The 14,198-nt window shown below is 38.1% G+C and carries 12 protein-coding genes; all 12 read right to left on the bottom strand.

Translation table 11 applies throughout. The features are described from left to right. Positions 1–13: 13 nt before the first annotated feature. The 12 genes from G622_RS0102565 to G622_RS0102620 all read right to left on the bottom strand — a co-directional run bounded on the left by G622_RS0102565 (position 14) and on the right by G622_RS0102620 (position 14,198). The gene (locus G622_RS0102565) at positions 14–1,282 is read right to left on the bottom strand and encodes a glutamate-5-semialdehyde dehydrogenase (RefSeq protein WP_026509365.1); all 1,269 of its coding nucleotides are present in this window, start codon (positions 1,280–1,282) and stop codon (positions 14–16) included. Next, the gene (locus tag G622_RS21425) at positions 1,279–3,561 is read right to left on the bottom strand and encodes a 5-formyltetrahydrofolate cyclo-ligase (protein ID WP_081675149.1); all 2,283 of its coding nucleotides are present in this window, start codon (positions 3,559–3,561) and stop codon (positions 1,279–1,281) included. Before G622_RS21425 ends, G622_RS0102565 begins: the two co-directional genes overlap by 4 nt. Beyond that, positions 3,558–4,790 (bottom strand): NAD(P)/FAD-dependent oxidoreductase, encoded by a 1,233-nt coding sequence (locus G622_RS0102575; RefSeq protein ID WP_026509366.1) that lies wholly within the window; start codon positions 4,788–4,790, stop codon positions 3,558–3,560. The genes G622_RS21425 and G622_RS0102575 overlap by 4 nt, the downstream gene beginning before the upstream one ends. 116 nt (positions 4,791–4,906) lie before the next feature. After that, positions 4,907–6,532: an oligosaccharide flippase family protein gene (locus tag G622_RS0102580; protein ID WP_026509367.1), complete on the bottom strand. Its 1,626-nt coding sequence runs from the start codon at positions 6,530–6,532 to the stop codon at positions 4,907–4,909. A gap of 31 nt (positions 6,533–6,563) precedes the next feature. Beyond that, a complete protein-coding gene (gene ybeY, locus G622_RS0102585; RefSeq protein WP_026509368.1) occupies positions 6,564–7,067 on the bottom strand; it encodes an rRNA maturation RNase YbeY in 504 nt (167 codons plus the stop codon). Then, the gene (locus G622_RS0102590) at positions 7,051–8,295 is read right to left on the bottom strand and encodes a hypothetical protein (RefSeq protein WP_026509369.1); all 1,245 of its coding nucleotides are present in this window, start codon (positions 8,293–8,295) and stop codon (positions 7,051–7,053) included. The genes ybeY and G622_RS0102590 overlap by 17 nt, the downstream gene beginning before the upstream one ends. A gap of 3 nt (positions 8,296–8,298) precedes the next feature. Beyond that, entirely contained in the window at positions 8,299–9,327 is a 1,029-nt protein-coding gene (locus tag G622_RS0102595) for a PhoH family protein (protein WP_026509370.1), read from the bottom strand. Further along, positions 9,324–9,803, bottom strand: a complete 480-nt coding sequence (gene rlmH / locus G622_RS0102600; protein WP_026509371.1) for a 23S rRNA (pseudouridine(1915)-N(3))-methyltransferase RlmH — start codon at positions 9,801–9,803, stop codon at positions 9,324–9,326. Before rlmH ends, G622_RS0102595 begins: the two co-directional genes overlap by 4 nt. Continuing rightward, on the bottom strand, positions 9,803–10,291 hold the full coding sequence (locus G622_RS0102605; protein ID WP_026509372.1) for a hypothetical protein: 489 nt from the start codon (positions 10,289–10,291) through the stop codon (positions 9,803–9,805). The genes rlmH and G622_RS0102605 overlap by 1 nt, the downstream gene beginning before the upstream one ends. Before the next feature lie 61 nt (positions 10,292–10,352). After that, a complete protein-coding gene (gltA, locus tag G622_RS0102610) occupies positions 10,353–11,744 on the bottom strand; it encodes an NADPH-dependent glutamate synthase (protein ID WP_026509373.1) in 1,392 nt (463 codons plus the stop codon). Positions 11,745–11,770: 26 nt separating this feature from the next. Then, the gene (locus G622_RS0102615; RefSeq protein ID WP_026509374.1) at positions 11,771–12,646 is read right to left on the bottom strand and encodes a sulfide/dihydroorotate dehydrogenase-like FAD/NAD-binding protein; all 876 of its coding nucleotides are present in this window, start codon (positions 12,644–12,646) and stop codon (positions 11,771–11,773) included. A 97-nt stretch (positions 12,647–12,743) separates the two neighbouring features. Continuing rightward, the gene (locus tag G622_RS0102620; RefSeq protein WP_026509375.1) at positions 12,744–14,198 is read right to left on the bottom strand and encodes a chitobiase/beta-hexosaminidase C-terminal domain-containing protein; all 1,455 of its coding nucleotides are present in this window, start codon (positions 14,196–14,198) and stop codon (positions 12,744–12,746) included.

Consider the following 14,198-nt stretch of genomic DNA (forward strand, 5'->3'; position numbering starts at 1 on the left):
AAATAATCTTCCACTATTTTCTTATTTGTCCATCACCTGTGATGGCGTATTTATATGAGGTGAGCTCTTTAAGTCCCATAGGTCCTCTTGCGTGAAGCTTTTGAGTGCTTATTCCAATCTCAGCACCAAAGCCAAACTGAAAACCATCAGTAAATCTTGTTGAAGCATTTACATATACACAGGCAGCATCTATTCCCTTAAGGAACTTCTCAGCTGTTTCCTTATCCTCGGTTATAATGCTTTCAGAATGTCCGGTATTATATTTATTAATGTGTTCTATCGCTTCATCTACATTATTAACAGTTTTTACAGAAAGAATGTAGTCAAGATATTCCGTTCCAAAATCTGCCTCTGTAGCAGGCTTTGCATCAGTCAGGATCTTTATGGATTCCTCATCAGCCCTAAGTTCAACATTATTTTTAGCCATTTCTTCCTTGAATTTTGGAAGAAACTCTTCCATGATGTCCTTATGCACTACAAGAGATTCAGCGGCATTGCATACCCCTATTCTCTGAGTTTTAGCATTAATGATTATCGGAATAGCCTTATTTATATCAGCAGCCTTATCAACATAAATATGACAATTACCGCTTCCTGTCTCAATTACAGGAATCTTACTGTTTTCACAGACTGTTTTTATAAGTCTTGCACTTCCTCTTGGAATAATGACATCTACATATTCACGAAGTGCCAACAGCTCATTAACAGCACTTCTGTCAGTAAAGGGAATGAGCTGAATAAAATCTTTCGAATATCCTTCCTTTTCGATTGCATCACGAATTACATTAGTTATTGCCATATTGGATTCGATAGCATCAGAACCACCCTTCAGTATTACAACATTACCTGCTTTAAATGTCAGACTGAAAGCATCCGCAGTAACATTGGGTCTTGATTCATAGATAATCCCGATAACTCCAAGCGGTACTGAAACCTTTTTAATATTAAGTCCGTTTTCCAATGTCCAGTCATCCATGACTGTCCCTACAGGATCAGGTAGTCCTGCAACCTGTCTTATGCCTTCAGCCATATCATTAATACGGTTGTCAGTTAGTCTTAATCTGTCAAGGAGTCCTTCATGCATGCCATTTGCAAGTCCTCGCTCTATATCACGTTCATTAGCAGTTAAGATATTAGCGGTGTTTTCAACCAGAGCATCAGCAACCTTTAAAAGAACCTGGTTTTTGCTTTCTTCGTCAAGCTTCAAAAGTTCAAACTTTGCATCAAAAGCCTTCTTACCCATGCTGTTTATAGTGTCTTTAATATTAGCTCCTGTACTCATAAACGTATTGTCTCCTTGTCTGTCAGTATTGTGGTCACCTTGACATCGTGTTTATTCATATAACATGATAAGTCTTCCTTTATAAGCTGGAAGTCATATCCTATTGCTGCACTTTTCATCATTCCATTAGTTAATTCATCACTAAAGCGTATCAGGAAATTGTCATAATACCCACCGCCATAACCTATTCTGTTTCCGGATTTATCAAAAACAAGTCCAGGAAGAATAACCAGAGTATTCTCTTTATTTGCGGTAAATATTTCAGAGTTATTATTTAAAGTCGGCTCAGGAATAGAATATTTTCCATCCTTCAATTCTGATCTTGAATTAATTCGCACAAATTCCATAACTCTATTTTTTATATCTGTTATTTTGGGGCAATAAACCTTTTTTCCATCAGCAATAGCCTTATCAATAATTGAAGTCGTATCCGCTTCGCCTTTGGCACTATAGTAGATAAGAATATTACTGGCATCTTTATACTCATAGGAATTTTGTATATTTAAAGATAATTTATCATCAAGCTTCTTCCTGATATCCTTATCCAAATTATCTCTCTTATTTTTGGCCATATCTCTGTAAAAACTTTTGCCGCTTCTATAATGAATTGCGATCTTTTCTGCAGTCCTGATTCCATCCATGGCAGCAGAAGTAATGCCACCTGCGTACCCCGCTCCTTCACCGCAAGGGTATAGACCTTCTATGCCGACTGCCTCGTAATTCTCATCTCTTGTCATTCTGACAGGTGATGAGGTTCTAGCTTCTACACCTGAAAAGATTGCTTCGTCTGAATCAAATCCTTCAATCATTCTGCCAAAATGACCCATTCCTTCAATAATGGATTTGTTGATGTCATCAGGCAGTATCTCATGTACAGGTGCAAATTCCCATAAACCTTTTATACAGGGAAGATTTCTCTTACTTTTATCCGTAGCATTTATTTCAATACCTAAGACACCATTCTTAAAATCATCAAAATATTCTACCGGAACCTTACCTCCTGCGAGTTGATAAGCTTTTTCCTCAAGCTTTCTCTGAAATTCAACACCGGCAAGTATTTCATCTGATCCGAAGTCCTTCGGCTCAACAGTTACTACGATAGCGCTATTGGCATTTTTACCATCTCTACCCGAATAACTCATTCCGTTAACACATAATCTTTTATCTTCAGAAGATGCATTAACTACATATCCTCCCGGACACATGCAAAATGAATATACTCCGCGTCCGTCACTACTCCTTGCGGTTACCTTATATGGTGACGGAGGAAGGCTTGTAGGATTATCTATACCATACTGGGACTTATTGATTAGAGCCTGGGAGTGTTCAACCCTAAGACCGACAGCAAATGCCTTGGGTTCCATAGTAATTCCCTGATCATTCAATGCATAAAAAGTGTCCCTTGCACTGTGTCCTATTGCGAGTACAACTACATTTGATATGAATTCCTGACCATCCTCGCAAACAACTCCACCTATTTTGTTATTCTTTATGATAAGTGAATTCACTTTCTTCTGAAAATAGAATTCACCACCCATTTCAATTATTTTATTTCTTATATTTTTGATTACAGTATGTAATACATCCGTACCAATATGCGGTTTGGATTCATACAATATATCTTCAGAAGCTCCGAAATTATGGAAAATCTTCAGGCACTCATAACCAAGCCCGTTCTTATCTTTGACCATGGTATTAAGTTTACCATCAGAAAAAGTACCTGCTCCGCCCTCGCCAAACTGTACGTTGCCATCAGGTAACAACGCTTCACCTCTCCAGAAAGCTTCTACAGCTTCATGCCTTTTGTCTATGTCCATTCCACGTTCGATAACTATCGGGCAATAGCCTGAGACAGCAAGCTCATATGCGCAAAATAGTCCCGCAGGACCTGAACCAACAATAATAGGTCTTCCCGGATTATCGCCCGTGTCTCTTTTTAATTCATTATCCTCTTTGCGGTTATTCGGAAAAACATATTTCTTTTCACTTACAATCGCAGCTGATTTACATCCGGATTTCTTTAATACTTTTTCTTCAGTAAAGCCTTTTTTATTTATACAAACGTCGACAACATAGACATCCATTATCTCGGTTTTCTTCCGTGCATCAATTGAATGTTTTCTTATTATAAGTTCACTTATATCCGATATATCGACTTTTAATAATTTTGAAACCTTTTTTGTCAGTTTCCTTTTTAACTGATCGTACTGTTCTTCCCTATTTTGAGGTAAGCGCTCAGTACCACTATTTACTAATTTTACAGAACTAATTCTTATCATAAGCAGCTCGCCACCTCTCCTGCTATATAACCGCTGGTCCATGCCCACTGCAAATTATAACCGCCACATCTTCCATCAACATCGCAAAGTTCCCCTACAACAAAAACTCCGGGAGCTTTCTTTGCCTGAAGATTATCGTCAAGTTCACCAAGGCTTATTCCGCCTTTGGTAACCTGCGCTTTTTTATATTCTGCAGGTTCCTTTATTTCAATTCTCAGATCCCTGTATTTTTGCAATATACAAATAAGCATCGACTCTCCAATATTTTTTATCTTCATTGAGCCGCTGAACTTCATTCTTTTCAGAATCATCTCATTAATGTTTGAATTACAGAAACCTTCCAATAATTCAGAAAGTCTCCTCTCTCCTGGAAGACTGATAAGCCCTTTAATAAGGTTACTGAATTCATCGTCACTATATTGCGGAAAAAAGTCGATAGAACAGGTTACCGGTCTGTTCTTGGAAATATGTTCAGCAATGATTCCTGATGCCTGCATGACAGGTATCCCGGAAACACCCTTCTCCGTTATCTGTACTTCGCCATACTCAGAACATATAACTTCATCACCTATAAGAAATGTCACGTTAGCCAAGGCTCTTACGCCGCTTTTTGCAGGGAGCGTATCGTCCTCTGAAAGTAGACCCACAAGAGCAGGGAAAGTCTGTTTCTTCTCCAATCCAAGCTTTTCACATATATAATATCCATCACCTGTAGAACCGGTGGTTTTAGGCCCTGCAAGCCCACCAATCGCCAGGATTACAGCTTTAGATGAATACTCATTTTTGTCTGACTTTAAGCTGATACTTCCATCATCGTTCTTTGAGATATGTTTTAACTGCTCATTGAAAATAAACCTGACTCCAAGTCTTTTACACTCGTTAACAAGAACATTTACAACAGAAGTCGCCTGACCTGATACCGGATAAAGATAACCATCCTCACTATTAATCACAAGCCCTAACGATGTGAAAAATTCACATGTCTCATGGACTCCGAAAGTTCTTAGCCAATTCTTCATCCTTTTTCTGGCGTTGAGATTATAATCATCTTCGGATATATTCAGGTTGGAAAGGTTGCATCTGCCGTTTCCGGTCATGGAAAGTTTTTTCCCACATGAATCAGTTTTTTCAATTACAGTAACATCCGCTCCATCCCTTGCAGCAGCTATAGCAGCGCAAAGTCCTGAAGCACCTGCCCCACAAACAATTACATGATTATTCAAAGACAATTCTTAATATCCCTTTCACTCTGCATATAATAATCGCCCCATAAACGTTCGCTGACAATAACCAGCTCTTCTCTAAAAACGCCGCTTTATATCAGAAGCTCACAAAAAGATGCACATTAACGATTACTGTCACCATAAATTCTATCGGAGACAATGGCAAAATAGTCACCTAAAGGCATGCGCTCTACCTCGTATCTGTTGACACTCTTTAAAACAATAAGCAAAAGCATGTATAGAACAAATGCCAGTACGATAGCAATTATCAATGTCAGAATCTCTCCTATGAGATTAACAAGTAATCTGTCAATAAGTAAAGCCACAAGACCTGCCAAAGTAGCTGCAACTAAAGGCATCACAATGTTTCTTACCATCATAAAATTGACATCCAGCATCACTTTTATCTCTATCATTCCCAGTATGCCCTGGATTATAAACATTGCAGCAAACGCAGCAATTGACGCATGTATTCCAAAGCCGCCGGCATAACTCATCGCCATCAAAACCACCAGATGAATCACTACTCCTAAAATCAGATTACTCATCATGATCAGATTATTCTTCAGCTGCTTAAGAAGGAATGTCTGGAAAACAATAATAGCCCCTGGAATAATTATCGGTATTGAAAGAATAACCATGTCTATACCGGCTTCATTACTTTTTCCAAAAATAACCGTATTAAAGGTTTTCGCCAGAATCATCATCCATATTACAATAGGGAAAATAAGCATTGCTTCAAAATGAATAAGACTCTGAAGTCTTACTCTTGCTGCTTTGTAGTCTTTCTTCACAATACTTATATGAACGCCGAACCATGATTTTACAAAAGGAATTGATGAAGCAAATACAAAAAATACAACCAAAGCAACACATTGACCAATGTATATGCCCCAATTATCTATATTGCTCTCCTGCGGATGAAGGTGATGAGCGACATTAAGATATATACATTCATCAATGAACAGTAGCAAACCACCTGTAGATGCTATTATTCCACTTATAATAAGATCCTTAACGCATTCATTTTTCTGTTTTAAATTCACAGGAGCACTGCTTTGAGTTAATTCATTTAAATCATTTCTCCTGATCAAAACCATTATTACAACAAATATAAAACTAATTATTGAACTTAATGATATTCCAAGTGCAGCTCCTATTGCTCCATAGGCTGGTGCTATATCATTTACATGCATTAACGCATCGACTTTTTTTCCGTAATCATATATAGCGTTTGAAAGAAAGAAAATAGTAATGACTGTAATGATCGTCAAAATTGCATCAGAAACAACTGAAACAATGGCAAATCCCGAGCCACTAAGATAACCTCTTAATACCCCCTGAATGCTCAAAAATAAAAATGCAGGTGAAACCAAAAGCAAAACATAGAAGCTTCTTGGTGAGTGAAATACAAACTGAGCAAAAACTATAGCAAACACTGCAACCATTAAAGATAAAACAATGCCAAATACAACGCTTATTATCATTAGCTGCCTTACATTCTTTTTTGCAGATAACATCTGACCTCTGCTTAATCTCTGGCGGACCATCTCTCTGGTTGTCGATTCAAAGGCGCAAATAAAAACGCAATAAGCAATTATGAAAAGTGATATGGGTGCTGCAAGAAAGCCTACCCCGTCTGCACCGGTTATATCAAAAAAAACAACAAGCAGTGCCATAATCGCAAGTATAAAAATCATAGCGGATGCCAAAACGACATCAGGTCTTATCCTCATCTTTTTACTCATACCAAACTCCCACCTTTCACTTAATGAAACTTTAGTCTCTGGTAATATTAAGTGACTGTAAAACTTCTTCCTGCTTTTTCTCCATTACAGCTGCTTCATCTTCCTCCATATGATCATACCCACATAGATGCAACATGGAATGAGCAACAAGAAATGCAAATTCCCTCAGTTCGCTATGACCGTACTCACTGGCCTGCTCGCGAACTCTTTTTTCGTTTATCACGATATCCCCTAAAACAACAAGCCCGCTCTCAGGATCTATTACATCAATTCTCTGGGCCCCCTCTACCACAGAGAAATCTCCGGGCTCTTCAAAATCAATATTAGGGAAGGATAAAACATCTGTGGCAGAATCTATATTTCTAAATTCTGCATTCATCTCCTTTATTCCTTCATCATCGGTTATAACCAGGCTTATCTGAACATCAAAAGGGCAGCCCTCGGTCTCAAGTACTCTGGCTGCAACTTTTTTCGCCAACTCTTCAATATCAAATGAAAAATTGGCATCCACCTCATTATCAACGAAGAAAATCATAATAAAGCTTCTCCTTCTTCATAAGTGTCTTCATTCGCTCTAATTCATAAAGTGAAATATTATAGTTATATAATTCTTTATTTTCCAGTTTATGACGGAAAATTTTCTCTATAAGATCATCATAATTAATTTTTGTATCTTTGTTCTTTTCAAACAAATACAAAATTGATTCGATAAGAGTTTCGCTCATATATATTATACCCGCTTCTTTTGAAAGTTGCTTACTCCTATCATTTTTTATATATTCCTCAAGATAAATAATAGCTTCCTCAGGGAAATTGTTTTCCAGGTAAAAATGCTTTACATCCTCCCAGGACTTGGAACCATCAATCACACCAATATTGTAATAATAGGACATGGTTTTTACTGCTCTTGCATTAAGCCCCAAATCCAGTGCGATTCTTTCAGCAAGGTATGCAATATGGATAGCTTTAAAGTATGCATCCTTATCTGTTTCCTTAAGCTGTACCAGTAGTGGATACTCTGTATCATTTATATCCATATACCTGTCATTACTCTTTCTAATGACATATACTCCAAACATGTTAAGCAGTATAAACATCAAAATAATGTTTATTAAAATATTTACTATTGGCACGATCAGCATTGCAAAAGACAATGATTTATTTTGAAAAAGTATATCAAAAGCAACGATCAAAGTTAACTGCAATGAAATAGATATAAAAATTGGTATACCGATTTTAGTTGTTTCATTTATATCCCGCAAAAGTACGAGTATAACAGCGCCTGCAAGAAAATACATGAAAAACTCTGCATATGAGCCTTCCTTTTCCAGCATTACCGAAAAGATAACCAGCATCGATCCTGAAAAAAGACCTATTTCATTGGTTGAGAAAAGTCCCAAAAAAAGAAAAATAAACAGATATGGCCAAACCCCAACCGTCACAAGCGGCAACACCATGGAAATGATCAGACAGGCAAAGTATGAAATTACAAACCTGTTTCTTTTTTGCCCATTATCGTAGGAAAAAAGTTTTCTCTCTCCGGCATCATTAAGCATGTAAATCAGGATTCCGCCACATAAAAAACCTGTAAATGTATTTCTGATAATCACTTCCGGCTTCAAATTATATAGAATAGAAAATCCAAACAGCATTAACCCCGTTACTATAAAAATCGAAGCAAAAAGAAGCTTTATTATACCCTCTTTTCTGTTAAGTGACTTTGTTCTTGCAATATTGTCTTTAATTTCTATGCTACTGTCCATGATTTAATGTCTTTCCCGCCTCTTTATTGCTTTTTTCTTATCTTCATTTATTTTAGATTTCTCAAAATCTTCATAAGCCTTAACAATCTGCTGTACCAATGGATGTCTTACTACATCTCTGCTTGTAAGATTGCAAAAAGCAATATCATCAATTTTCTTTAAAACCGTCTGGGCAATATCAAGTCCGGATTTTGTATCAGCAGGAAGATCCTTCTGTGAAGAGTCTCCGGTAATGATGACCTTCGATCCAAAACCAATTCTTGTCAAAAACATCTTCATCTGTGCAGGGGTTGTATTCTGTGCTTCATCCAGAATAATAAAAGCATTATCCAGAGTTCGGCCTCTCATATATGCAAGAGGTGCAACTTCAATCAGTCCCTTTTCCATATTTTTAACGAAATTGTCGGCGCCCATTATCTGATATAACGCATCATATAGCGGCCTTAAATATGGATCTACCTTACTTTGAAGATCTCCAGGTAAAAATCCAAGCTTTTCACCTGCCTCTATTGCAGGTCTTGTCAGGATTATCCTCTCCACGTCTCCCTTCTGAAAAGCCGTAATTGCCATTGCCATTCCCAAATAAGTTTTACCTGTTCCGGCAGGACCAAGTCCAAATACGATCATTTTCTTTCTGATGGCATCTACATACTTCTTCTGCCCCAATGTCTTAGGCTTTATAGGCTTTCCGTTAACTGTATGACATATTACATCCCCATCGATCTGAGTAAGTATATTGCCCTGGGATTCTTCTTCATCCTCAGATGGATCCTCTGAAAGCTGAATAGCATAATTAACACTTTGTTCCTCAATCTCTGATCCTGTTTCAGAAAGATCTGCCAGTTCGCTTATTATATCGTAAGCCTTTTTAACGTTATCTAAAGCTCCGATAATATGAAGTTCACCACTTCTGTCTATTATTTCAACTTTAAGATTATCCTCTATTTTTCTAATATACTTGTCATGCTGTCCAAATATACTTTGCATCTCTTCAATCCCAAGATGCATCGTTTTCTCAGTAATATTACTCATTTATGATATGGTTCTCCGTTTATTATTCTGTATGCACGATAAATCTGTTCCAGTAGGATTACACGCATCATCTGATGCGGAAATGTCATATCAGAAAAACTGATTTTCCGATCACATGTCCGTAATACTTCATCAGACAAGCCAAGCGAACCTCCTATAATAAACTGCATTTTGCTGTATCCCTTTACGCTTTCTCTATCAATAGTATCTGCAAATCCTGTAGATGAGTACTTTTTCCCATCAATTGCCAGGGCAAACTTTAAAGCTTTGGAATCCATGTTTTTTTGAAGCCTTTCCCCTTCTTTTTCTTTAATCTGTTTTTCTATTGCTTCCGGGGCATTATCAGGAGTCTTTTCATCCTGAACTTCTATAATATTCAATTTGCAGTATCTGGAAAGTCTCTTGGTATATTCCAATATAGCTTCATTCCAATATTTCTCTTTAATCTTTCCAACACAGAGAATATCTATAGCTATCAATTTTCATCTCCAAAAATTTTCTCGTAATAATCATCAACAAAAGCATCTATTAATTCTTCGCTGACGTTTACGTATTGTCTCATTATTCTTTTCTTTATATATTCTGAACGTTTGAAGTATAGATCTTCTTTATCTGTAAGCTTCTCATATACTTCGTCGTCATCATACATATGCTCTTCAATATTTTCATAAGTGAGTTCCTGCTCACTCCATTTAGCTATTTTATCAATAACCGTACCTTCCTCAGTTGCCTTATCCTTAAAGATCTTATAGCTTCTAACTGCTAAAATCCCCATAACAAAAAACAGCACAAAAAGTGCTCCCATAACTCCGCAACTGAGATATTTATTAAACATTGGCATGTCAAGTGGATTTTTTATAAGAAAGATGATATCCCCGATTAGACCTATAGCTCCAACAGTAACTAGCATAATGCCTGATGACTGATTGTCCTCAGCTTTTTGCGCACTACTTTGATATACCATATTCCTCCCTCATCCGGCGCAAAGCGCCGCCTCCTCCCATAAAGGGAGAAGGCAAGAATAATTACTTATTACTTAAATATTCATCAATACCTTTAGCTGCAGCTTTACCTGCACCCATGGCAAGAATTACGGTAGCTGCACCTGTAACAGCATCACCGCCGGCAAATACACCTTCTTTTGATGTCTTACCATTCTCTTCTTCAGCTACGATACATCTTCTTCTATTGATCTCAAGTCCCTCAGTTGTGCTTGAAATAAGAGGATTAGGGCTTGTACCAAGTGACATAATTACTGCATCGCACTCAATTTCGAATTCAGAACCGGGAATTTCAACAGGGCTTCTTCTTCCGCTCTCATCAGGCTCGCCAAGTTCCATTCTGATGCACTTGCAGCCTTTTACCCATCCATCTTCGTTTTCAAGAATTTCAACAGGATTGCAGAGAAGGTCAAAAATGATTCCCTCCTGCTTAGCATGCTCAACTTCTTCTTTTCTTGCAGGAAGTTCTTCTTCACTTCTTCTGTAAACAATATGAACTTCTGCTCCAAGTCTTAAAGCTGTACGGCCAGCATCCATTGCAACGTTACCACCACCTACAACAACACATTTCTTAGGTCTCATAATAGGTGTAGTACTATCCTCAGAGAATGCCTTCATCAGATTGCTTCTTGTAAGAAACTCATTAGCTGAGAATACGCCAAGAGCCTGTTCTCCGGGAATATTCATGAATCTGGGAAGACCTGCACCTGAACCTATAAATACAGCTTCAAAGCCTTCATCCTTCATGAGGGAATCAACTGTTACGGACTTACCAATAACAACGTCCTTTTCAATTTTAACGCCGAGTGATTCAACGTTTTCAATTTCCTTCTTAACAACTGCATCCTTGGGAAGACGGAATTCAGGAATACCATAAACCAGAACTCCACCTGCTTCATGAAGTGCCTCGAAAATTGTAACTTCATAACCAAGTCTTGCAAGATCTCCCGCACAGGTAAGACCTGCAGGGCCTGAACCGATAATGGCAACCTTCTTACCCTTCTTTTCCTTAGCACCCTGAGGCTTAATTCCTCTTTCTCTTGCAGTATCAGCAACAAATCTTTCAAGTTTACCGATAGATACGGCTTCACCCTTGATACCTCTGATACACTTGCCCTCACACTGGCTCTCCTGAGGACATACTCGTCCGCATACTGCGGGAAGTGCACTTGATTCACTAATAGTCTGATATGCACTTTCTACATTGCCTTCCTTAAGCTCCTGTATAAACTTAGGAATATTGATTGAAACAGGACATCCTTTTACACACTGGGGATTAGGACAATTAAGGCATCTTGTTGCCTCATCAATTGCCTCCTGTTCATTATATCCCAGGCAAACCTCATCAAAATTGGTAGCGCGAACCTTAGGATCCTGCTCGCGAACCGGAACTCTTGTCCAAACGTCTTGTGCCATCTTTTATCTCCATCCTTTAAAAAGCCTTATTCACAGTTTCCACAACCGCCATGATGAGTATCGCCCTCCTGTTCTTTAAGAGCAAGACGACCCTCTTCGGTCTGATAAAGTCTCATACGTTTCATGGCCTGGTCAAAATCAACCTCATGACCGTCAAATTCAGGTCCATCTACACAGGCGAACTTAACCTTTCCACCAACTGTAAGACGGCATGCACCACACATACCAGTACCATCAACCATGATAGTATTCATGCTGACAACAGTTGGAATTCCAAGTTCCTTAGTCAGTTTGCATACAAATTTCATCATGATCATCGGTCCGATAGCTACACAATGGTCATATCTCTTACCTTCGTCATAAAGGTCCTGAAGACACTTTGTTACCATACCTTCTCTTCCATAAGATCCGTCATCTGTTGTAACATACAGGTTACAAACAGTCTTAAATCTGTCTTCAAGGATTACGAGATCCTTATTCTTGGCTCCAATGATAACATCACAGTCTACGCCGTGCTCCTTAAGCCATTTTGCCTGAGGATAAACAGGAGCTGTTCCTACACCACCTGCTATGAATACTATTTTTTTCTTTTTAAGTTCTTCAATATCCTCATTACAAAGGTCTGAAGCATTACCTAAAGGTCCTACAACATCAGCAAGGAATTCTCCTGCCTTTTTACGGCAGATTTTTCTTGATTCTGCTCCAAGCGCCTGCACTACCAGCTCAACCGTACCCTTCTCTCTGTCATAATCGCAGATTGTAAGTGGTATACGCTCTCCGTCTTCTTCGGCACGAACAATAAGAAATTGTCCAGGTAAACATGTGCCGGCAACACGGGGAGCTTCTACGATAAGCTGATGGATATTCGCAGCTAGCTCATTAGCCTCTAAAATTTTGAACATTGCTCTCCTCCTGAATTTAAATTTGCTAATTGAATATTATTCTAAATATATATTATATACAACCTATTTTCAAGCTTTGACATATTAAAGCGTTAAATTATCGGTTAGATATGGTAATAAGAGTATATTTTCCGCTTGAATCATAGCCAAGCCTGTTTACTTTTCCATCATGTGTATTAACCGCATACAAAAGACCTGTTTCACTTGTATGACCATCAGGAAAAACATGTGTTTCTACGAATTTATAGTATTGACCTGAGCCTTCTATTTCAATATCACCGCCGTAGACATAATCAAAATGTCCTTCCTCACTTCTGACTTTTCCTGTGGAATCAAGCAGAATATCAAGCTTTAACAAAATAGATATTATGCTTTGTCTGGCCTGTTCAACTGAAATAAGTGTTGTATATGTCAGATGATAATTTCTCTCAACAACATCACTGACATTGCCTTCAGAATCTACTGTTATAAATTTATAAGTTGAATTACCAATTGGCATGGAAATAGGTGAAATGTACTCAGTCGATGCCTCGGTGGGGTCACTTCCATCATTAGTGTAATAAATTTTGCAATCCGGATCACATACGGCTACAATCATGGTCGCCTGGGAGTATTCTCCGCTGTCCTCCATTATAACCGGTTCTGAAGGTCCAAGATTTTCAAGATGAAACAGAGCCTTCGAAACACCACTTTTTATTCCGTATTTATTAATTAATACAGCACGGATATTATAATCGCCCTCTTCCTCCAATATAAGCTCATCACCATATTTAATGCTGTTTTCATCAGGATCATTACCATTTACCGTATAGTAAATATCCCCTTTGGAATCATCGGTTATTCTCACATAAACAACTTCATCAAAGTCACCGCCATTTGGAGAAATCAAAGGTTCTTCGGGGAGAAAATCCGAATACTTCTCCCTGATTTCAGTAACGGAAGAATTATTTATAAGCTCATAAATAGCCTCGTAATCTTCTCTGTCTTTATAAATACCTACTACCTGATCGATAGCATTGCTCGCTATATCTTCACCAAATACAGTCTCATCTGTAAGAGTCAGAATTGTCAAAAGCGCATCATCCGTCTTTCCTGCTTCCCTTTGATACTCATACTTTGTGTATAAAAGATTCGCTCTGGTCTCAGGATCCTCGTCTGCTGAATTCTCAATAGCCTTATCAATTAGAGTAATAGCATTATCAAAGTCACCTTCAACATAATAGTTCTCAGCCTGTTCCTCAAAGCTTGCTGACTCTCTGATTCCTCCAAACATAAATATAACCACAACCAGTAAAGCTATGATTATTCCAATGACCGTAATTGCAGGAATAACATAAGGCCTTAATTCACTTTTGTTTGCCTTCATTCCACTTAGCTTCTTTGTATAGAAGATGCTTTCGTTCTTAAGGGCATCGGCTACGCCGGACAAAGACTCATTTATTCTGTTTTCAACTTCCGGGTCAAATTCCGGGACAAAGTTAATCTCTTTTCCACAAGCTTCACAGTAAAGATGTCCTTCCGGAATTTCCTTCCCACAATTAGGACATTTCAT

It is taken from the genome of Butyrivibrio sp. LC3010, from assembly GCF_000424385.1.
Classification (GTDB): domain Bacteria; phylum Bacillota; class Clostridia; order Lachnospirales; family Lachnospiraceae; genus Butyrivibrio.

What these genes read in the sequence shown, in the direction of transcription:
- G622_RS0102615 (WP_026509374.1), bottom strand. Translation starts at nt 12,646, where the DNA reads ATGTTCAAAATTTTAGAGGCTAATGAGCTAGCTGCGAATATCCATCAG.
- gltA (WP_026509373.1), bottom strand. Translation starts at nt 11,744, where the DNA reads ATGGCACAAGACGTTTGGACAAGAGTTCCGGTTCGCGAGCAGGATCCT.
- G622_RS0102590 (WP_026509369.1), bottom strand. Translation starts at nt 8,295, where the DNA reads ATGGACAGTAGCATAGAAATTAAAGACAATATTGCAAGAACAAAGTCA.
- ybeY (WP_026509368.1), bottom strand. Translation starts at nt 7,067, where the DNA reads ATGATTTTCTTCGTTGATAATGAGGTGGATGCCAATTTTTCATTTGAT.
- G622_RS0102565 (WP_026509365.1), bottom strand. Translation starts at nt 1,282, where the DNA reads ATGAGTACAGGAGCTAATATTAAAGACACTATAAACAGCATGGGTAAG.
- G622_RS0102580 (WP_026509367.1), bottom strand. Translation starts at nt 6,532, where the DNA reads ATGAGTAAAAAGATGAGGATAAGACCTGATGTCGTTTTGGCATCCGCT.
- G622_RS0102620 (WP_026509375.1), bottom strand. Translation starts at nt 14,198, where the DNA reads ATGAAATGTCCTAATTGTGGGAAGGAAATTCCGGAAGGACATCTTTAC.
- G622_RS0102595 (WP_026509370.1), bottom strand. Translation starts at nt 9,327, where the DNA reads ATGAGTAATATTACTGAGAAAACGATGCATCTTGGGATTGAAGAGATG.
- G622_RS0102605 (WP_026509372.1), bottom strand. Translation starts at nt 10,291, where the DNA reads ATGGTATATCAAAGTAGTGCGCAAAAAGCTGAGGACAATCAGTCATCA.
- G622_RS21425 (WP_081675149.1), bottom strand. Translation starts at nt 3,561, where the DNA reads ATGATAAGAATTAGTTCTGTAAAATTAGTAAATAGTGGTACTGAGCGC.